At 56.0% G+C, this 19,575-nt stretch carries 19 protein-coding genes; 14 read left to right on the forward strand and 5 right to left on the reverse strand.

Translation table 11 applies throughout. From position 1 onward, the window contains the following. The first annotated feature begins 21 nt into the window (after positions 1–21). Positions 22–723: a DnaA inactivator Hda gene (gene hda / locus CMR03_RS23720; protein WP_216639872.1), complete on the forward strand. Its 702-nt coding sequence runs from the start codon at positions 22–24 to the stop codon at positions 721–723. Here hda and arsC read toward each other — a convergent pair. Continuing rightward, positions 720–1,067: an arsenate reductase (glutaredoxin) gene (arsC, locus tag CMR03_RS23725; RefSeq protein WP_096012833.1), complete on the reverse strand. Its 348-nt coding sequence runs from the start codon at positions 1,065–1,067 to the stop codon at positions 720–722. The two genes, hda and arsC, sit on opposite strands and share 4 nt — an antisense overlap. Before the next feature lie 4 nt (positions 1,068–1,071). Further along, complete coding sequence (gene bepA / locus CMR03_RS23730) at positions 1,072–2,535, reverse strand: beta-barrel assembly-enhancing protease (protein WP_096012834.1); 1,464 nt, start codon at positions 2,533–2,535, stop codon at positions 1,072–1,074. A gap of 114 nt (positions 2,536–2,649) precedes the next feature. Here bepA and CMR03_RS25335 point away from each other — a divergent pair, with 114 nt between their 5' ends. The 8 genes from CMR03_RS25335 to CMR03_RS23765 all read left to right on the forward strand — a co-directional run bounded on the left by CMR03_RS25335 (position 2,650) and on the right by CMR03_RS23765 (position 10,371). Next, the gene (locus CMR03_RS25335; protein WP_156506689.1) at positions 2,650–2,802 is read left to right on the forward strand and encodes a hypothetical protein; all 153 of its coding nucleotides are present in this window, start codon (positions 2,650–2,652) and stop codon (positions 2,800–2,802) included. Between the two features lie 283 nt (positions 2,803–3,085). Continuing rightward, positions 3,086–4,111, forward strand: a complete 1,026-nt coding sequence (locus CMR03_RS23735) for a substrate-binding domain-containing protein (protein WP_096012835.1) — start codon at positions 3,086–3,088, stop codon at positions 4,109–4,111. Beyond that, positions 4,095–5,117, forward strand: coding sequence for an ABC transporter substrate-binding protein (locus tag CMR03_RS23740; protein ID WP_096012836.1), 1,023 nt, complete (start codon positions 4,095–4,097; stop codon positions 5,115–5,117). Before CMR03_RS23735 ends, CMR03_RS23740 begins: the two co-directional genes overlap by 17 nt. Continuing rightward, positions 5,117–5,998 carry an ABC transporter permease gene (locus tag CMR03_RS23745; protein WP_096012837.1) on the forward strand — a complete coding sequence of 294 codons (882 nt, stop codon included), beginning with the start codon at positions 5,117–5,119 and terminating at the stop codon, positions 5,996–5,998. Before CMR03_RS23740 ends, CMR03_RS23745 begins: the two co-directional genes overlap by 1 nt. Beyond that, the gene (locus CMR03_RS23750; RefSeq protein ID WP_096012838.1) at positions 5,995–6,810 is read left to right on the forward strand and encodes an ABC transporter permease; all 816 of its coding nucleotides are present in this window, start codon (positions 5,995–5,997) and stop codon (positions 6,808–6,810) included. The genes CMR03_RS23745 and CMR03_RS23750 overlap by 4 nt, the downstream gene beginning before the upstream one ends. Further along, entirely contained in the window at positions 6,807–7,793 is a 987-nt protein-coding gene (locus CMR03_RS23755) for an ABC transporter ATP-binding protein (protein WP_096012839.1), read from the forward strand. The genes CMR03_RS23750 and CMR03_RS23755 overlap by 4 nt, the downstream gene beginning before the upstream one ends. Before the next feature lie 11 nt (positions 7,794–7,804). Further along, positions 7,805–8,635, forward strand: coding sequence for a phosphodiesterase (locus tag CMR03_RS23760; protein WP_096012840.1), 831 nt, complete (start codon positions 7,805–7,807; stop codon positions 8,633–8,635). 155 nt (positions 8,636–8,790) lie between these two features. Then, positions 8,791–10,371, forward strand: a complete 1,581-nt coding sequence (locus CMR03_RS23765; protein WP_096012841.1) for a sensor domain-containing diguanylate cyclase — start codon at positions 8,791–8,793, stop codon at positions 10,369–10,371. Positions 10,372–10,442: 71 nt separating this feature from the next. Here CMR03_RS23765 and CMR03_RS23770 read toward each other — a convergent pair whose 3' ends face one another. Continuing rightward, positions 10,443–11,264: an AraC family transcriptional regulator gene (locus CMR03_RS23770; protein ID WP_096012875.1), complete on the reverse strand. Its 822-nt coding sequence runs from the start codon at positions 11,262–11,264 to the stop codon at positions 10,443–10,445. Positions 11,265–11,511: 247 nt separating this feature from the next. On the opposite strand from CMR03_RS23770, the gene CMR03_RS23780 reads away from it, so the two are divergent. From CMR03_RS23780 to CMR03_RS23790, 3 genes are all read left to right on the forward strand, one after another. Next, positions 11,512–12,912, forward strand: coding sequence for an MFS transporter (locus tag CMR03_RS23780; RefSeq protein ID WP_096012843.1), 1,401 nt, complete (start codon positions 11,512–11,514; stop codon positions 12,910–12,912). 10 nt (positions 12,913–12,922) lie between these two features. Further along, a complete protein-coding gene (locus CMR03_RS23785) occupies positions 12,923–14,878 on the forward strand; it encodes a glycoside hydrolase family 127 protein (RefSeq protein WP_096012844.1) in 1,956 nt (651 codons plus the stop codon). Between the two features lie 261 nt (positions 14,879–15,139). Beyond that, entirely contained in the window at positions 15,140–16,210 is a 1,071-nt protein-coding gene (locus CMR03_RS23790; protein WP_063880527.1) for an AI-2E family transporter, read from the forward strand. A gap of 37 nt (positions 16,211–16,247) precedes the next feature. Here the strand turns inward: CMR03_RS23790 and bcp are convergent, their stop codons facing one another. Further along, entirely contained in the window at positions 16,248–16,715 is a 468-nt protein-coding gene (gene bcp, locus CMR03_RS23795; protein WP_014605294.1) for a thioredoxin-dependent thiol peroxidase, read from the reverse strand. 142 nt (positions 16,716–16,857) lie between these two features. Then, positions 16,858–17,439, reverse strand: a complete 582-nt coding sequence (locus tag CMR03_RS23800) for a glycine cleavage system transcriptional repressor (RefSeq protein WP_096012845.1) — start codon at positions 17,437–17,439, stop codon at positions 16,858–16,860. A 143-nt stretch (positions 17,440–17,582) separates the two neighbouring features. Here CMR03_RS23800 and dapA point away from each other — a divergent pair, with 143 nt between their 5' ends. Then, positions 17,583–18,461: a 4-hydroxy-tetrahydrodipicolinate synthase gene (dapA, locus tag CMR03_RS23805; protein ID WP_063880525.1), complete on the forward strand. Its 879-nt coding sequence runs from the start codon at positions 17,583–17,585 to the stop codon at positions 18,459–18,461. A gap of 14 nt (positions 18,462–18,475) precedes the next feature. Further along, a complete protein-coding gene (gene bamC, locus CMR03_RS23810; RefSeq protein ID WP_063880524.1) occupies positions 18,476–19,507 on the forward strand; it encodes an outer membrane protein assembly factor BamC in 1,032 nt (343 codons plus the stop codon). Positions 19,508–19,575: the final 68 nt, after the last annotated feature.

The following is a 19,575-nucleotide window of genomic DNA, read 5'->3' on the forward strand; positions in this document are numbered from 1 at the left end:
TGTTCTCTTGCTGAGGTGCTTCTGAACACGCCGGCACAATTGTCATTGCCACTCTATTTACCTGACGACGAAACCTTCGCCAGCTTCTGGCCGGGTGAAAACCCGTCGCTCATTGCCGCGATTAAGGGTGCGCTTAGCCAGCAGCATGGCAGCTATCTCTATTTCTGGTCTCGTGAAGGGGGCGGTCGCAGCCATCTGCTGCACGCCGCCTGCGCTGAAATGTCCGCACGCGGCGAAGCCGTGGGCTATGTGCCGCTTGATAAACGCACCTGGTTTGTCCCGGAAGTGCTGGAAGGCATGGAGCAACTGCCGCTGGTTTGCATCGACAATATTCAATGTATTGCGGGAGACGAAGCATGGGAAATGGCGATTTTCGATCTCTATAACCGCATCCTGGAAACCGGCAATACCCGGTTATTTATTACCGGCGATCGCCCACCGCGTCAGCTTAATTTGCATTTGCCCGACCTGGCATCCCGCCTCGACTGGGGGCAAATTTATCGTCTACAGCCGCTTTCCGATGAAGATAAGTTACAGGCTTTACAGCTGCGTGCCGGATTGCGGGGATTTGAACTGCCCGAAGACGTTGGTCGGTTTTTGCTGAAGCGGCTCGATCGTGAAATGCGTACCCTGTTTGATACGCTGGATCGCCTGGACAGTGCGTCGATCAGCGCCCAGCGTAAGCTGACGATTCCCTTCGTGAAAGAAACCCTCGGTCTCTAAATAATCTCCAGCACCGCTTCGGGCGGACGTCCCAGTCGGGCGCGATCGCCGTTAACCACAATGGGTCGCTCGATCAATTTGGGATGTTCCAGCAGGGCGTCCAGCAACGCGCTTTCCCCGATTTCTGGCCGATCCAGCCCCAGCGCCGCATATAATGGCTCTTTGTGGCGCATCAACTCACGCGCGCTTTGCATACCCAGTTTCTGCAGCAGGATTTGCAGGGTCTGGCGATCGGGCGGTGTGTCCAGATAACGCACGATTGTCGGGTGAATACCCTGTTGCTGCAGTAGCGCCAGGGTTTCCCGGCTCTTGCTGCAGCGCGGATTATGATAAAGCGTCACCATACTATTATCCTTTTTGATACTGCTTAAAGCGTTGCTGAAGCTGACGCAACTGATCGATGCGGGCATCGTATCGGGCCTGTTTCAGACTGCCGAGCGGCACCTGTGCACTGGCACGGCTCAGGGCACTAATGGCCTGATCGAGCTGGCCGTTCAACGCCAGACTTTCGGCGCGGGCAAAGAGTTCTTCATCTGTCTGTCCCTGCTGTGCTGAGGCCTGAGCCAGCAGATCCCATCCGTTGGTATCATCTTTATGTGTCCAGGTATAGCGGTTCAGGATGCGGCTGGCATTCGCGGGCTGTTTCGCTTCCACATAAGCGTTAGCGAGGTTTAGCTGCACGACCGGGCTGGTTTTTGCCGCCTGCGTGGCGGTCAGCATGGCTATTGCCTGCTGCGGCTGGTTCAGGCCGATATCAATGTCCGTCATCAGATCCAGCAGCCAGACATTTTCAGGCTGTTTAGCCAGCAGGGGCGCCACGATCTTTTTCGCCTCGCCATAGCTTTTAGCCTGAAGAAACTGCACGGCTTTACCGTACTGTGAGGCGAGCTGTTCGCGAGAATTACCGTTGGCATATTGCGTGAGCAAATCGTCCGTCAACTGGTTGCGGCCCGTCGAATACATGCCTAATGACCGCACTTTGGCCAGATAGAAGTCTTGTGAGGACTGCACGACCACCGGACGCATCTGGTTAGCACGGTTGCGCGCATCGGCAAGGCGGCTGTCAGGCAGCGGGTGCGTTAACAGTATTTCAGGCGGTTTCGAAGAGAAACGGCTCTGATCAGCCAGTTTTTGCAGGAAGTTAGGCATGGCTTGGGGATCAAACCCCGCGCGCTGCAACACCTGAATACCGATGCGATCCGCTTCCTGCTCATTGTTCTGGGTAAAGCTAATAATTCCCTGCTGCGTGCCTGCCAGCGTGCCGCTGAGTGCCGCCATTCCCATCTGCGGGCTGGCCATTGCCAGTAAAATGGAGCCAAGAGCGCCCACCCAGGTCAGGGGCGCATTGCGTTTTTGATCTTCCATCGCGCGCGCCAGATGGCGTTGAGTGACGTGGGAAATTTCATGGGCCATCACCGATGCCAGCTGGCTCTCATTATCCGTAAAACGGAACAGGGCCGCGTGCAGCACCACATTACCGCCAAAAAAGGCGAACGCGTTGAGCTCATCGTTCTGAATCAGGAAAAAGTGGAAAGGCGTTTTAACCCCGTCCGCATGTGAAACCAGGCGCTGCCCGAGTTGGTTGATGTACTGATTCAGTAAGGGATCGTTAATCAGCGGGGCGCTGGCGCGGAGCTGGCGGACGTAGAAGTCGCCCATCTGCAGTTCCTGATTAATCGACAAGGTCGAGGCTGCCGTTGTCCCCATATCCGGCAATGAGTCACTGATATCTGCGTGCGAGGTTAACGGGCAGGATAATGTCAGTGCAGGGAGCAGCGTCGCAATCAGCGTCTTTTTTAACCGGTTCAACATGCCTTTATCCTGTAATGAATCCCTGATTTGGCCAGGTAAGCAGCGGAAATGTTCTTTTTTTACGTCAATATTGGTGCCTTCTTCGTATCTTAACCACTGGTGGGGAAGAATGAAATGGCGCAGTGGCAGCAGGTGCAGGGGATTGTGCGTAAAACGCGACCTGTCAGGCCACGGTGGGCGACAGAACGTCATACGGATGCACAACGCTGGCCTGTCAGCGGGTTGAGTAAAGACACCGACGTGGCAATGATCATCCCTCTCAGCTGAGGCAACGAAGGGGCAAAGCTCGGGCAGTTTCTCCTTCCGTGACCCGGCAATGACGCACGGTTCTTGCGCGCCGAACGTTTCCCCCCCGGCTTCATGCCGGCTCTCTCCAGCAAGGCCATCGCGGCTCACAGCAAAATCAGAACGCTGCCTTTGGCTGCGACGTGTTGGCGGCATTTTGGGCTGCTGTCACCACAACGTCATCTTGCCGTGATGTTCGTGTCACACAACGCCGTTAGTTTACGCAGCAATGAGATCGATCTCATTACGGATAAACGAGGGTGAGATGAGTGATTTAATCAGTGTGGCGGTACTGGCAGGCGTTTCGCGAGCAACCGCGGCCCGTGCCTTTTCCGATCCCCATCTGCTCAAGCCTGGCACCCTGAAAAAAGTGCTGGATGCGTCGGAACAGCTGGGGTTCAGACCGAACCATATTGCGCGCCAGCTTCGCACGCAACACTCCACCACGCTGGGGGTTTTACTTCCTTCACTCAGTAACCCGGTATTTGCCTTACAGCTTGAGGCCATGGAGCAACAGGCGCGGCTGGCGGGTTATGGCCTGCTGGTGGCAACGACGGATTACCAGCCAGAACGCGAAGCGGCCATTGTCGAACATATGTTGCGTCAGCGCGTCGCGGGCCTGGTGCTGACCGTGTCCGACGCGGACAGCAGCAGCGTATTACCGACGCTGGCAGCGGCGCACATGCCCTTTGTGCTGGCGCATAACGTCCCGCAAAACCAAAACTGGCGCTGTGTGTACGTGGATAACCGCCGCGCGATGGCGGAAGCCACGGCACATCTGATTGCGCTGGGCCATCAGCATATCGCCATGGCGGCAGGGCCAATGTTGCAGTCTGACCGTGCACGCCAGCGTTATCTGGGCTATTGCGATGCCATGCAGCAGGCGGGATTCGCCCCTCGCGGGCTGATTGACATGCCAAGTCATATCCAATCCCGATTCGATCCGCTTTTACCGCTGATCAACGGCCCTGACCCGCTGACCGCCGTGATTTGCAGTAACGATTTGCTGGCGATCAGCCTGATTGGCGCGGCGGCACGTGCAGGCATTCAGGTGCCGCAACAGCTGTCGGTCATGGGGTTTGATGGCATTGCCATTGGCGAACAGCTTTCGCCATCACTCGCCAGCGTAGTGCAGCCCAGCGATCAGTTGGGTGCCTGCGCAATCGATATGCTTCTCCAACCTTCTCACGATGACTCGCGCCTGCTGGACCACCGGCTGCGTACAGGCGAGAGCATCGCAACCGTATTTCACTCGTCAACATCAGGGAACCATCATGTCTACACACAATAAAATCACGCTGCTTGCCAGGGCGGCATTCTTTACCGCCTGCGCATTTTCCAGCCCGCTGGTGCAGGCGGCTGAAAATGCTATCTGCTACAACTGCCCACCCGAATGGGCGGACTGGGCCACTGAGCTGCAGGCCATCAAGAAAGACACCGGTATCGTGGTGCCGCAGGATAACAAGAACTCAGGACAGGCTCTGGCGCAGTTGGTTGCCGAGAAAGGTAATCCGGTTGCTGACGTGGTGTACTACGGCGTCAGCTTCGGTATCCAGGCGGCGCAGGCAGGCGTGATTGCTGACTACAAGCCAGCCAACTGGGATCAGGTGCCGACAGGCATGAAAGATCCGGAGGGGAAATGGGTTGCACTGCACTCCGGCACGATGGGCTTTATGGTGAATGTGGATGCCCTGGGCGGCGCGCCCATTCCCAAATCCTGGGACGATCTGCTGAAGCCAGAATACAAAGGCATGGTGGGCTATCTCGATCCGGCCAGTGCGTTTGTCGGTTATGTTGCCGCCGTGGCGGTAAACCAGGCGAAAGGGGGCAGCATGCAGGATTTCACCCCAGCCCTGACCTGGTTCAAAAAGTTACAGGCGAACAAGCCTATCGTGCCTAAGCAGACCGCCTACGCGCGTCTTATCTCCGGTGAGATCCCGATTCTGCTGGATTACGACTTCAATGCCTATCGCGCCAAATATAAAGACCATGCCAATGTGGCATTTGTGATCCCACAGGAAGGAACGGTCACGGTGCCTTACGTCATCAGCTTGGTGAAAAACGCGCCCCATGCCGCCAACGGCAAAAAAGTCATGGACTATGTGCTGTCTGATAAAGGTCAGGCGATTTGGGCCAATGCCTATCTGCGTCCGGTGCGTCCTTCAGCCATGTCTGCTGAGGCTAAAACGCACTTTCTGCCAGACAGTGATTACGCCCGTGCGCACACTGTGGACTACCAGCAGATGGCCGATGCACAGAAAGCCTTCTCTGCCCGTTACCTGAGTGAGATTCGGTAATGGCACCGTCTGACGCCCGCCGCGATTTACCGGTGGCTTCGCGCCGCCGGTCACGCCGACGCGAGCAGGGGGCTAACTGGCCATGGATGCTGCTGCCTGCGTTACTGTTTTTTGCCGCGTTCTGGCTGTTGCCTTTCGCCCGTTTATTACAGATGGGCATGACGCCAGATCGCAGCACCCAGCACAGTGGTTACTGGACGGTGCTTACCCAGCCGCAATATCTGCAAAGCCTGGTGAATACCGTACTGTTGTCGCTGTCGGTCACGCTATTGACGTTGGTCATTGCCACTGTGGTGGGCTGCTTTCTGGCCCGCCAGCGCTTCACCGGACGCGGAACGTTGCTGGCACTACTGACCTTTCCCCTGGCTTTTCCTGGCGTGGTGGTGGGGTTTTTAGTGGTGATGCTGGCGGGACGGCAGGGCGTTCTGGCCCAGATCAGCCTGCGCCTGTTTGACGAGCGCTGGACGCTGGCCTATTCACTGACCGGGCTGTTCATTGGTTATCTCTACTTTTCACTGCCGCGCGCCATAGTGACGTTAGTGGCCGCCAGCGAAAAACTGGATCGTTCGCTGGAAGAGGCGGCCCGTTCGTTGGGTGCCAGCCAGTGGCGCATTGTCTGGGATGTGATTGTGCCGGGGCTTAAACCGGCACTGCTCTCCAGCGGTGCGCTCTGCTTTGCCACCAGCATGGGCGCATTCGGCACCGCATTTACTCTGGGAACTGACCTGAGTGTCCTTCCGCTCACCATCTATGGCGAATTTACCAACTACGCGAACTTCGCCACTGCTGCGGCGCTGTCGGTGGTCATGGGGGCCGTTGCCTGGGCAGGCTTAATGCTGGCGCGGATGCTCACCCAATCCCGCCAGGAGACGTCGTCATGAAACGTCGTGGTTTATTTTACCTGCAAATCGCCATTACCACGCTGACTGCTCTGTTCATGATTGTTCCGGTCATCCTGTCGATGCTGGCGGGCGTGACGCAGAACTACTTTGTTGGTCTGCGCAGCGGACTGACGCTGAAATGGGTGGAACAGGTTTGGGAGATGTACAGCGACACCTTTTGGCTGTCACTGTTAATCGCCGTCAGCTGTCTGGCGGTCACCCTGGTGATCGGCGTGCCGGCCGCCTGGGGCTTACTGAAATCGCCGTCGCGCTGGTCATCACGCATTGAAGAGTGCCTGATGTTGCCGGTAGCGCTACCGGGCCTGGCCACCGCACTGGGCATTATCCTGCTGTACGGTCAGTTCAGCAGCCTGCGTGACAGCTGGGTTTTTATCTTGATCGGCCACGTCCTTTTTACGCTGCCGTTTATGATTCGACCGGTGCTGGCGGTGATGCAGGCTATTCAGCTACCGCGCCTTGAAGAGGCTGCCGCCAGCCTGGGGGCGGGCTTCTGGCGTCGCTTTTTCACCGTGGTGGTGCCTAACTGCCGCAACGGCATTCTCGCCGGGGCCTTTATGGTGATCACCTTATCGGTAGGCGAATTTAACATTACCTGGATGTTACATACGCCACTCACCAAAACCCTGCCCGTGGGCCTGGCCGACAGCTATGCCTCAATGCGGCTGGAAGTGGGGTCGGCCTATACCTTGATCTTTATTTTAATGATTTTACCGCTGTTGCTAATGCTCAACGCCTGTAATCACTGGCTTGAACGCCAGTCCCGTCAGCAACACAGGGAGGAGAAAGCATGACTCTTGAGGCTGTAAACGTGACGCTGCGCGGCTGCGCACGCCGCTTTAATCATCACCAGGCGCTCCATCCGCTCGATCTGAGCGTGCGGTCAGGCGAAACCCTGGTGTTGCTGGGCCCATCCGGCTGCGGCAAAACGACCACGTTACGCATTATCAGCGGCCTGGAGAGCACCGATGCGCCGGGTGAAGTCTGGTTTGACGATCGCAACGTGACCGACCTGCCTGTCGAGAAACGTAACGTGGGAATGGTCTTTCAAAACTACGCCCTGTTCCCCACGCTGAACGTGGCACAGAACGTGGCTTATGGCTTAAAAGTGCAGGGCATCCCGCGCCACGAGCGTGAGGCACGTGTTGAGGAAATGCTGGAACTGGTCGATCTCACTTCCCTGGCCCAACGTCACATTGACAAGCTCTCCGGCGGACAGAAACAGCGCGTGGCGCTGGCAAGAGCACTGGCGGCGCGGCCTAAAGTGCTGCTGTTTGACGAGCCGCTGGCGGCGCTGGATGCCAAACTGCGCGAGCGGCTGCGTCTGGAAATCGGGAGCCTGTTAAAAAAACTGGCTATCACCGCCGTGTACGTGACCCACGATCAGCAGGAAGCTATGGCGCTGGGCGATCGTATTGCCGTCATGGAACAGGGACGCCTGGTGCAGATCGACACGCCGCAGGCCATCTATCAGCGTCCGGCCTCTCGCTTTGTGGCGGATTTCGTTGGCGCGATTAACTGTATCGCACGTGATGAGCAGGGCCATCCGCTGCGTTTTTGTCGCCCAGAGGATGTGCTGCTGGCAGACGAAGGCCGCTATGCACAGCACGGTTATATCGTTGCCAGCACCTTTCTCGGAGCATCCCAACGTTTGATGATCGATATCGGGCTGGACAAGCCGATTCAGGTAGAGCGACACGCACGGGAAACCTGGCACGCCGGGCAGCGCGTCAGCTGGTCGCTGGCTGAGCAGGCCGCGCTTGAATTTACTGTTTAAGGAGACAACGTTTGTCTGTTGAACCTACGCTGATTGCGCAAATCAGCGACTTGCATATTAAAGCCCACGGTCGTCTGTCGTATAAAAAGGTCGATACCTATAACGCCCTGCTACGGGCGATTAACACCCTGAATGGGCTTAGGCCACGGCCCGATGCCGTGGTGGTAACCGGTGACCTGGTGGATTTTGGCACGGCGGCAGAGTATCAGACGTTACGGCAGGCGCTGGCAACGCTGGATCTGCCGTTTTATCTGATGGCGGGCAATCATGACGATCGCCAGGCATTGAGGGCGGCGTTTCCCGATCACCCCTATTTGCAGCAGGGGCCAACGCTCAACTGGCGGCAGGAGGTGAAGGGCATTCAACTGCTGGCGCTCGACTCCAGCGTGCCGCAGCAGCCGTGGGGCCAGCTTGATGAGCAGCAGCTTAGCTGGCTGGATGCGGCACTGACCGCGTCACCGAGCGTGCCGACGCTGGTAATGCTGCATCATCCGCCGTTTGCCTGCGGGATCGATCATATGGATCGCCAGCGATTACGCGATCCCGACGCACTGGCGGCGATTGTTGCCCGCCATCCGCAGACAGAACGCGTGCTGTGCGGCCATGTGCATCGCGCCATTCAGACGCGCTTTGCCGGTACGCTGGCCTGTATTGCGCCTGGCGTCTCCCATCAGGTTGCGCTGGATTTGCAACCGGATGGGCCCGCAAATTTTGTGCTGGAACCGGCTGGATTTTTGCTCCATCGCTGGCATCCACAGCAGGGAATGACGACGCATCAATGTGCCATTGGTGACTATGACGGGCCATGGCCTTTTTATGACCAAAACGGTTTAATCGATTAAAGGCCGTACAGGCTGACTTTTTGGTGAATGCCGCGCTTAAACCTGCTCAAATTGTCCTACTGCGTGTAGACTTACACGCAGTAGGACCGCTATTACCATAAAAACAACAGAGCCAGGCACAGCAAAATGAATCTTTGCACTGTGGCGTCCACGCCATGCTAATTAATTTCCGTCCCCGGGCGGACTTACGCACGCTTATTGCGCTGCTGGTAATTACCAGTATTGTCATCACGCTTGCCAATAATTTATATGCGACCTGGCGCGTGCAACGCATGGTGCTGATTGACAGCACGCTGGAAGCCAACCGCGCGTATGCGGCCAAGCTGGCCTCCACCAGTGAGGTTTTTTTCCGTCTGGCGCAGTCTCAACTGCACTTTAGTGCCAATGTACTGGGAAAAGATTTCAATAATGCGTCACTGCTCAAAGCGGAAGTTAACCGTTTACGTGAACAGACCGACAGTTTCAACTCTGTCGCCGTGGTGGATGAAAACGGCAACGTTCAGGCGATATCACCTGAATCCCTGACCTTAACGGGGATGCATCTGACCAGCGATGCGGCCCGCGAAGCGCTGCAAACCCGACAGCCGTTAATTAGCAAACCGACGGTTTCCGCTGCGAATAACCTGCTTATTTTTGTCTCATGGCCGATCTGGAATAATCAGGGACGCTATCTGGGTTATATTGGCGGCACGATTTACCTTAAAAAGAAAAGTATTCTGAACGCGCTGCTGGGTGAACAGTTTTATCGTGACGGCACCAGCGTGTTTGTTCTCGACAGTAATAACCAGGTGCTGTATCACCAGAATCGTCAAATGGTCGGCAAAATTATGCCGCCGTTGATGAGCGAACGTGAGCGCCAGGAAAAAGATAACGGCTCGCTGGTCTTAACCGAGACCGACAAACCGACCCGGCTGGCGGGTTACGCCATCGTCCCGACGACCAGCTGGATGGTGGTGGCACTGAAGCCTGTCGACGTCACGCTGCAACCGCTGTCGGGCCTGCTCCTGAAAGTCCTGAAACGTTCTGTGCCCTTTGCGCTGCTGACCTTGCTGGTGGCGGTCATTCTGGCGCGGATGATCGCCATGCCGCTCTGGCAGTTGGCCCGCAAGGCCAGCAAAATTGATGCCTCAAGCGCCACTTATGAAATTGGCGGCATTCGCGCATGGTACTTTGAGGCCGCGCAGGTAAAACGGGCGCTACTCACCGGCATTGGTCTGGTGCAGGATAAAATCGGTCGCCTGAGCTCCGAAGCACAGACCGATTCACTGACCCTGTTACTGAACCGGCGCGGGCTGAATGCGGTACTCGATTATTACCAGAGCATACGCCAGCCTTTCGCCGTCCTGGCTCTGGATATCGACCATTTTAAAAGCGTGAATGATAACTGGGGACACGATGTTGGCGATCGGGTGATTCAGCAGGTGGCGCAGGCGCTACGGCAGAGCGCCCGGCAGTCGGACGTGGTCAGCCGTAACGGTGGCGAAGAGTTTTTAATGCTGCTGCCGAATACCTCTCTAAAAGAAGCAGAGGCCACGGCCGAGCGGATTCGGAACAGCATCGCGGAAAAAGAGATTGAGGAAGTCGGTCATATCACCATATCCATCGGTGTGGCCGAATGGGACGCGCGCCGGTTGCCACTGGAAAGCAGCCTGAAGCGGGCCGATGATGCTCTGTATCAGGCTAAAAACACCGGACGCAACTGCACCGTGGTCGCGAAACGCGTTAAAGCGTCTTAATCGTTAACCGCGTCGGCAGACCTGGCGCTCCGCCCGTGCGGGGAAATCCCGCGGCGGGCCGGGGCGAATCATCAGGAATTGATATGTTCCCGGCAGTAGCGCCGCTTCCAGCTGGCGGGCGTTAAGCCGGTGTGCTTGCGGAATATCTGGCGAAAATAGCCCACATCATTGAACCCACACTGGCGCGCCACCTCGGTTAGCGGCAGCTTGTCGCCGATCAGCAATTTTTCTGCCATTAAGACGCGCTGTCGGTGGATGGCTTCCGTCAGCGTCAGGCGAAATACGCGCCGGTAAACGCGTCCCAGATAATCCGCATTGCAATGCAGCATTTTTGCCAGTGCGGAGGTCGAAAGCGGCAGGTGATACTGGGTACGAATGAGCTGGTTCGCTTTCCAGGCCAGGTCAACGCCGGGGCTGTCAACGACGTCCTCATGCAGGACGGGAGCGGCGAGCTGCTGGAGGATCAGCAGTAAAATACATTCCAGTGCGACGCTCCGGTGAATGTTTTCCTGCTCGCTGAGGAACTGCCTGAACAGGGCGATGATATAGGCCGGATCGCCAACGCGGGTATGCTGGGGAAGATGCAGCAGTGCCTGGTGTAATCCATCTTGAGGCTTCGGCTGTTTCAACCAGTCAAAATGCAGCCAGTAAAATTTCAGATCCGCCGGAAAAATCCCTTCACCCACATGCAAATGCCCGGGCCTGAGCAGCAGGCTTTCGCCCGCCTGCACGCTATACAGCACGTCATCCTCGCGAATGGTTAACTGACCGCGCTCAACGAAGATGATCTCCCACGAGGTCAGCCTGCGTGCCGGATGTGTCCCGACACCGCGTGAAATAAACAGCCCGCCATTTTGCACCCGAACCGGAAACGCTATGGATAATTCGAACATCATTATTCATTTTCCCGCTGCGACAACCCTGATAATCACCTTTGTATCTGATTATTAACAAAAAAACACGAATGTATCTGATCCACTTCACAGTTTGCTTCACAGGTCGGAATTACCCCGTTTTTATACTTTTTTGTGCTCTTGTTGGTTAACGGATTCCTGACAGAATAAATCGGGTAAGGCGCTAAAACACCAATAAGCCCGCCAGAAAGCGGGTCATCCTCTCTGTCCTGCATGAGGCGTTTTTATGACTTCTACCACCATCGCTCAGGCCGATCTTAGCCAGTCGGCGACGCAGAGTGCGCTGTCCCTGCGTGAAAAAATAGGTTACGGGCTGGGAGACGCCGGCGGCACGGTGATCACCTGCCTGATCATGAACTTTCTGACGTTTTTCTACACCGATGTCTTTGGCTTAACACCTGCGCTGGTTGGCACCCTGTTTATGGCGCTGCGCGTGTTTGATGCGATATCCGATCCGGTGATGGGCGTGATTGCCGACCGTACGCATAGCCGATGGGGACGTTTCCGTCCCTGGCAGCTGTGGGTCGCGGTCCCCATTGGCATCATTGGTGTCCTGACGTTCACGGTGCCCGCCGTCAGCATGGACATGAAAATCGTCTGGGCGTTTGCCACCTACCTGCTGCTTTCCGTCAGCTATACCGCCATTAATGTGCCCTATTGCGCGCTGATTAACACCATGACCACCCGCCACACAGAAGTGCTGGCGTGCCAGTCATGGCGGTTTGTGCTGTGCGGCGTGGCCGGATTTCTGGTCTCGGTAGGGCTGCCGTGGCTGGTTTCTGTCTTAGGTAAGGGGAATGCAGCACTCGGCTATCAGTCTGGCGTCGGCATTTTGTGCGCTCTGGCGGTCGTGATGTTCCTGTGCTGCTTCTTCTGGGTTCGCGAGCGCGTACCGCTGGACAGCCTGGGCAAGTTTACCCTGCGCGAACATATGGCCGGGCTGCGTAAAAACGATCAGCTGTTACTGATGCTGGTGATGTCGTTTTTGCTGATTAACGTGTTCAATATCCGTGGCGGCGGCTACATGTACTTCATCACCTATGTGTTACAGGGCAGCACCGCCTACACTTCGCTGTTTTTTACCATGGTGACCTTAGCCTCTATCTTAGGCGCGGTCATCGTTAACCCGCTGGCAAAACACATCGACACCGTCCGGCTCTACTACTGGACCAATTGTGTGCTTGCCGTGCTGGCGGTCGTGATGTGGTTCCTGCCGGTGGGGCCTTCATGGCAGGTATTATGGCTGGTGGTGATCCTCGTCAACGGCGTCATCCTGGGGTTCACGCTCCCGCTGCACTTTGCCCTGATGGCCTTTGCCGATGACTATGGTGAATGGAAAAACGGCGTCCGCTCATCGGGCATGAATTTCGCGTTTAACCTGTTCTTTATTAAGCTTGCCTGGGCCTCCAGCGGCGTCATTATCAGCCTGCTGTTCATCCTGGTGGCTTACAAGCCAGGAATCACGCATCAGACACCGGCATCCTTGCAGGGCATTACCGCAATGGAAACGTTGTTGCCTGCCCTGTTTCATCTGCTGCTGCTATTCGCCATCCGCGCCTGCAAGCTCAATAACCCGATGATGGCGCAGATTTCCAGCGACCTGCGAATTCGCCATGTCCCGTCCTGAGGAGAGTAAAATGTCTGTCAATGAAGTCGATCTGCATAAGCTGACGATTCACGATCCCTTTCTCGGTCAGTATCAACGACTGGTGCGGGAGGTGGTCATTCCTTATCAATGGGAGGCGCTTAACGATCGGATCGACGAAGCCGATCCCAGCCATGCCATCGAAAACTTTCGTATCGCGGCTGGCCAGCAGGAAGGGGAATTTTATGGCATGGTCTTCCAGGACAGCGATGTCGCGAAATGGCTGGAAGCCGTAGCCTGGTCACTTTGCCAGAAGCCTGATGCAGAACTGGAAAAGACGGCGGATGAGGTGATTGAACTGGTGGCGGCGGCGCAGTGCGAGGATGGTTATCTCAATACCTACTTCACGGTGAAAGCGCCGGAAGATCGCTGGACGAATCTTGCCGAATGCCATGAGCTGTATTGCGCCGGACACATGATTGAGGCGGGCGTGGCGTTTTACCAGGCGACAGGTAAACGCCGTTTACTCGAGGTGGTGTGCAAGCTTGCCGATCACATCGACAGCGTGTTTGGCCCCGGCGAAAATCAGCTGCACGGCTACCCAGGCCATCCGGAGATCGAGCTGGCATTGATGCGGCTGTATGAAGTGACCCAGGACCCACGCTATATGGCGCTGGTAGATTATTTTGTCGCGCAGCGGGGAACGCAGCCTCACTTCTATGATATTGAGTACGAGAAGCGCGGGCAGACCTCCTTCTGGAATACCTATGGCCCGGCCTGGATGGTGAAGGACAAGGCTTACAGCCAGGCACATCAACCCCTTGCAGAACAGCAGCACGCGGTGGGACATGCTGTGCGGTTCGTTTATCTGATGACCGGCGTGGCGCACCTTGCGCGCCTGAGCCAGGACGAAGAAAAACGTCAGGACTGCCTGCGACTGTGGCACAACATGGCGCAGCGGCAACTGTATATTACCGGGGGCATCGGCTCCCAGGGCAGCGGTGAAGCATTCAGTAGCGATTACGATTTACCGAATGACACGGTTTATGCCGAAAGCTGCGCGTCCATTGGCCTGATGATGTTTGCCAGACGTATGCTGGAAATGGAAGCCGACAGCCAGTACGCCGACGTGATGGAACGCGCGCTGTATAATACGGTACTGGGCGGCATGGCGCTGGACGGGAAACACTTCTTCTACGTCAATCCGCTGGAGGTGCACCCGAAAACCCTCAGTTTTAATCATATCTACGATCATGTGAAACCTGTGCGTCAGCGCTGGTTCGGTTGTGCCTGCTGTCCACCGAACATTGCCCGTGTGCTGACCTCACTCGGCCACTATATTTATACGCCACGCGAGGATGCGCTTTATATCAATCTCTATGTCGGCAACCGGGTTGAAATACCGGTCGGTGAACATACCCTGGGCGTTAGCATAAGCGGTAATTTCCCCTGGGATGAAAAGGTCACCATCAGCATCGATGTCGCGCAGCCTGTGCAACATACGCTGGCGTTACGTCTGCCTGACTGGTGTGAGGCGCCGCAGGTAAGCTGTAACGGCGACGTTGTGACCGATCGCGCCCGCAAGGGTTACCTCTACATTGAGCGACAGTGGCAAGAGGGCGATACGCTGACCCTGACGCTCCCGATGCCGGTGCGCCGGGTTTATGGTAATCCGTTAGTACGTCACGTGGCGGGCAAGGTGGCGGTTCAGCGCGGCCCGCTGGTGTACTGCCTGGAGCAGGCCGATAACGGCGAGCAGTTACACAATCTGTGGCTGCCCGCGTCGGCATCGTTCACCACCATTCAAGGACGCGGTGTTTTTGCGCATAAGGTGTTAATACAGGCTGAAGGGGTGAAAAAAACCGCCAGCGATCCTGAACGCCAGCCGCTGTGGCACTTCGATCACGCCCCTGCTGCGCAGCAAGCCCAGACGCTGACCTTTATTCCCTGGTTCTGTTGGGCGAACCGGGGAGAAGGGGAGATGCGTATTTGGGTGAATGAAGCCTGACGCCTGAAAACGACCCACAGCAGGCCGGGCGTATTGCTGGCCTGCTGTGAAGATAACGACCCTGTCGGCGAGGATTCGCCTGCCAGCGCGCAACGGCGGGAAGCCTGAGGCCGGGGGGAATGGTGCCGCACGCACCTTCACCGCGTGCCGTTTTTCATCATCCGTTAGCGCCTGTCAGGTCACGGACTGATTTTCACGTCTTTCCAGCACCAGAATATCCGGTACAATCATTGCCCTTTCTGACCTTATGGACCTGACGGCATGCTGGCTTTATTGATTCAATGGTACAAACGCCGTTTTAGCGATCCCCAGGCGATTGGCCTGCTGGTGATTCTGCTGGCGGGGTTCTGCATTCTTTTCTTCCTGAGCGGGTTACTGGCCCCCTTACTGGTGGCGGTGGTACTGGCTTATCTGCTTGAATGGCCAACGGTACGGCTGCAACGCATTGGCTGTACGCGTAGCTGGGCGACCAGCATTGTGTTGGTGCTGTTTGCCGGAATTCTGCTGGTTCTGGTGTTGATCGTCGCGCCCGTGGCCTGGCAACAGGGCATCAACCTGACGCGAGATCTGCCTAACATGCTGAACAAACTCTATCAGTATGCGGCGGGGTTACCGCGACGTTTTCCCGCCCTGGTCGATGCCGGCATCATTGATGTCATCGTCGAGAATCTGCGCGGTCGTCTCAGCGGCGTGGGCGATTCTCTGGTGAAGTATTCCCTGGCATCGCTGGTGGGATTAATGACCCTGATGATTTACCTGGTGCTGGTGCCGCTGATGGTGTTCTTTCTGCTGAAGGATAAAGAGCAGATGCTGAGTGCCGTGCGACGCGTCCTGCCGCGTAACCGTGGGCTGGCGGGTGAAGTATGGCAGGAGATGAATCAGCAAATCACCAACTACATTCGTGGCAAAGTGTTGGAGATGGTGGTGGTGGGCATCGCCAGTTGGCTGGCATTTATGTTCCTCGGCCTCAACTATTCGCTTCTGTTGGCCGTGCTGGTGGGCGTTTCAGTTCTGATTCCTTACATTGGCGCGATGCTGGTGACCATCCCGGTTATTGGCGTGGGCTTATTCCAATGGGGGCTGGATAGCGAGTTCTGGACGCTGCTTACCGTCTATCTGGTGATTCAGGCGCTGGACGGCAATGTGCTGGTGCCCATTTTGTTCTCAGAGGCGGTCAATCTTCATCCGCTGGTTATCATCTTATCGGTGGTGATCTTTGGCGGGATGTGGGGATTCTGGGGCGTGTTTTTTGCGATTCCGCTCGCAACCCTGGTCAAGGCGGTGGTGCACGCCTGGCCTGAGGCCACGCTGGATGAAACGCTGAATCGTTAAACGTTCAGGGCGCGGTAGATGCCGCGCCCTGAAGACATCAGGCTGATTTCAGATAGTCCATCACGATGTCGTGGTGATTTGACGTTTTGAAGTCGTCGAACACCTTTTCGATTTTGCCATTCGCATCCACCAGGAAGCTGATGCGATGGATGCCGTCATAGGTTTTACCCATAAAGGTTTTTTCACCCCAGACGCCAAACTGCTCGCAAACCTGATGCTCCTGGTCCGACAGCAGAGTGAAGTTAAGCAGCTCTTTTTCTGCAAAACGTGACAGCTTTTCAGGTTTATCTGTGCTGATTCCCAGCACCTCGACGCCAGCTTTCTTCAGCTCATCCATGTTGTCACGCAGACCACATGCCTGCACGGTACAACCCGGCGTCATCGCTTTTGGATAGAAATAGACCAGAACGCGCTGCCCCTGGAAGTCGGCTAAATTCACTTGTTCGCCATCCTGATCGGGCAAGCTAAATTTCGGTGCGGTATCACCGGCTTTCAGTGGATTCATCACATCTCTCCATTTTGAGTTCATGCTGTGGTTAATACACCAAGAGGCGAGAAACTGCCAAATGGAAAATAATCAATTTCAGACGATTTCCTCACCTGACCGTACTTTTAACGTAGCAGAACAGTCAAGGGGGCGCTCGTCTTTACCTGCCGGGTATCACCAGTTCGCGGTTATCGGCATCGTTCAGGCTATAAAGGCGTAACGCGCCCTCGGCATTAAGTTCCTGACACAGTTCATTAAATGCCTGTTCAAATGCCGGACCATCGCTACGCGTTGGGCTGTGCGCCGTCATCTGAATATACAGCGTGGCGGGCCGATCCTGCTGGGCGGGCTGGATACGTGACACCAGTTCCGCAATGTTCATTTGGTGCTTATCCGTCAAATCCGTAAAGCGCTCAATGATATGCGGCGAGTCAGCCACTTCGACCTGAATAAACGCGGTATCCGCCATCGGCGGCCGGGCTGTGGCATGGGTGCGTTTCATGACGATCAGCAGCTCCAGCTCAGCGCCTTTCAGCGGCAGCGTCGACTCAATCAGCGTAATCGCGTTCCAGCTACCGGAAAGCAGCATGATGAACGTAAATTCATCCCCAAGCATGGCAAGGCGACTGTCTTCGATGTTGCAACCGCAACTGCTGACGTGGCGGGTGATCGTATTGACGATACCCGGGCGGTCAACACCCAGAGCGGTGATCACCAGGTGGTGGGGTTGAGATTGCGGCAAAATAGGATTCCCTGTGCATTTGCTAATAACTATAAGGTAAACATAAAAAAAACTGCTGACAAGCGCGGGAATGGCGGAGCTTGCTTGCTTTTCCCTAAGTGTAAAACGTACCATGAAGCACTTGTTTGTCGAGGGGATCGCCAATGTTTACGGGAAGTATTGTTGCACTCGTTACGCCAATGGATGACAAAGGTAATGTCTGCCGTGCGAGTTTGAAAAAACTGATTGATTACCATGTCGCCAGCGGTACAGCGGCGATCGTTTCCGTCGGCACCACCGGCGAGTCAGCCACGCTGAGCCATGACGAGCACGGTGATGTGGTGCTGCAAACCCTGGAACTGGCGGATGGGCGTATTCCCGTGATTGCCGGAACCGGTGCTAACGCCACTGCGGAAGGTATCTCTCTGACCAAACGCTTTGAGAATTCGGGTGTTGTTGGTTGCCTCACCGTTACGCCTTATTACAATCGCCCGACGCAGGAAGGCCTGTTTCAGCACTTTAAAGCGATTGCTGACAGTACCAGCCTGCCGCAAATGCTGTATAACGTACCTTCGCGCACCGGCTGTGATATGTTGCCGGAAACCGTTGCCCGCCTCGCTGAAATCAAAAATATTATCGGAATCAAAGAGGCAACGGGGAACTTATCGCGTGTCAGCCAGATCCAAGAGCTGGTTAATGATGAGTTCATCCTGGTGAGCGGCGACGATGCCAGCGCACTGGACTTTATGCAACTGGGCGGCAAGGGCGTCATTTCGGTGACGGCAAACATAGCAGCACGCGAAATGGCCGAGCTGTGCAGGCTCGCACAGCAGGGTAATTTCGTGGAAGCTCGCCGTCTGAATCAGCGTCTGATGCACCTGCACCAGACGCTTTTCTGTGAACCTAATCCAATCCCGGTTAAATGGGCGGCAAAACAGCTAGGATTAATCGCTAATGACACGCTGCGTCTGCCTATGACGCCACTGACTGCGGTTGCACAGCCGAAAGTGGAGCAGGCGCTGGTGAAAGCGGGTTTGCGATAATTTAGGGAGTTTGAATGAATTACTCAGTAAAGCGGTCAACGGTTGCAACGGTGGTGGGGCTTTCCACCCTGATGCTGTTGTCGGCCTGTTCGAACGATCAGCGTTATAAACGTCAGGTCAGCGGTGATGAGTCTTACTTACAGGCCAGCGGGCTGCGCGAACTGAAAGCGCCGTCGGGCATGATTCTGCCTGTCCAGAACGGCGAATACGATATTCCACCGTCAACCAGCAAGGCGCCAGTGGGCAAGCAGCTCGATATTCGCCCACCTGCTCAGCCTCTGGCGCTGATGAACGGCTCACGTGCGCAGTTCAGCAATAACACCGGCGTGCTGATGTTTGATAACAGCCGCGGCTCGATTTGGTCTCAGGTTGTAGGCGTTGTACAGTCGAATAACTTCCCGATCGCTTCCCGTAATGACGCCGGACAGCAGCTGACGACCGACTGGGTACAGTGGAACCGGGCGGACGAAGATAAGCAGTATCGTGGCCGTTACCAAATCAGCGTTCAGTCGCAGAGTTATCAGCAGGTCCTGACCGTGCGTCTGCTTGAACTGCAACAGGAAGGCAATAGCGTGACGTCGCCGGTACAGGTTCAGCGTTATACCGCACAAATGCTGAATGAAATTGCCGCCGGAATGGATAAGATCGCCACCATAAATGAAAACGCCGCAGCGGGCCGCGTCAGCGGTGCGATTGACGTGCAAAGCGGTGCCGATGATACCGGTCTGCCAATGCTGGTGCTGCGTACGCCGTTCAACGTTGCCTGGCAGCGTTTACCAGCAGCCATGAACCGTGTTGGCATGGAAGTGACCGACAGCACGCGTTCGACTGGCAGCATGAAAGTGACCTACAAGTCGCCAGGCAGCAGCACCTGGGACAGCGTAGGTGCCAAAGATCCTGAATTGCCGAACGGCGATTACAAGGTTCAGGTTGGCGACCTCGACAACCGGACCAGCCTGCAATTTATTGATCCTAAAGGCCATGTACTGACACAGGCGCAAAACGATGCGTTAGTGGCGGTGTTCCAGGCCGCACTGAATAAATAAAAAATTACCCCAGGCCGGAGATTCTCCGGCCTTTTTATTTCGTTTTTTGGCATAATAGCGCCAGACGA

Source organism: Pantoea allii, from assembly GCF_002307475.1.
In the GTDB taxonomy this organism is placed as follows: Bacteria; Pseudomonadota; Gammaproteobacteria; order Enterobacterales; family Enterobacteriaceae; genus Pantoea; species Pantoea allii.

Coding starts and splice junctions, on each gene's coding strand:
- arsC (WP_096012833.1), bottom strand. CDS start 1,067: ATGGTGACGCTTTATCATAATCCGCGCTGCAGCAAGAGCCGGGAAACC.
- bepA (WP_096012834.1), bottom strand. CDS start 2,535: ATGTTGAACCGGTTAAAAAAGACGCTGATTGCGACGCTGCTCCCTGCA.
- CMR03_RS25335 (WP_156506689.1), top strand. CDS start 2,650: ATGGCGCAGTGGCAGCAGGTGCAGGGGATTGTGCGTAAAACGCGACCT.
- CMR03_RS23735 (WP_096012835.1), top strand. CDS start 3,086: ATGAGTGATTTAATCAGTGTGGCGGTACTGGCAGGCGTTTCGCGAGCA.
- CMR03_RS23740 (WP_096012836.1), top strand. CDS start 4,095: ATGTCTACACACAATAAAATCACGCTGCTTGCCAGGGCGGCATTCTTT.
- CMR03_RS23745 (WP_096012837.1), top strand. CDS start 5,117: ATGGCACCGTCTGACGCCCGCCGCGATTTACCGGTGGCTTCGCGCCGC.
- CMR03_RS23750 (WP_096012838.1), top strand. CDS start 5,995: ATGAAACGTCGTGGTTTATTTTACCTGCAAATCGCCATTACCACGCTG.
- CMR03_RS23755 (WP_096012839.1), top strand. CDS start 6,807: ATGACTCTTGAGGCTGTAAACGTGACGCTGCGCGGCTGCGCACGCCGC.
- CMR03_RS23765 (WP_096012841.1), top strand. CDS start 8,791: ATGCTAATTAATTTCCGTCCCCGGGCGGACTTACGCACGCTTATTGCG.
- CMR03_RS23770 (WP_096012875.1), bottom strand. CDS start 11,264: ATGTTCGAATTATCCATAGCGTTTCCGGTTCGGGTGCAAAATGGCGGG.
- CMR03_RS23780 (WP_096012843.1), top strand. CDS start 11,512: ATGACTTCTACCACCATCGCTCAGGCCGATCTTAGCCAGTCGGCGACG.
- CMR03_RS23785 (WP_096012844.1), top strand. CDS start 12,923: ATGTCTGTCAATGAAGTCGATCTGCATAAGCTGACGATTCACGATCCC.
- CMR03_RS23790 (WP_063880527.1), top strand. CDS start 15,140: ATGCTGGCTTTATTGATTCAATGGTACAAACGCCGTTTTAGCGATCCC.
- bcp (WP_014605294.1), bottom strand. CDS start 16,715: ATGAATCCACTGAAAGCCGGTGATACCGCACCGAAATTTAGCTTGCCC.
- dapA (WP_063880525.1), top strand. CDS start 17,583: ATGTTTACGGGAAGTATTGTTGCACTCGTTACGCCAATGGATGACAAA.
- bamC (WP_063880524.1), top strand. CDS start 18,476: ATGAATTACTCAGTAAAGCGGTCAACGGTTGCAACGGTGGTGGGGCTT.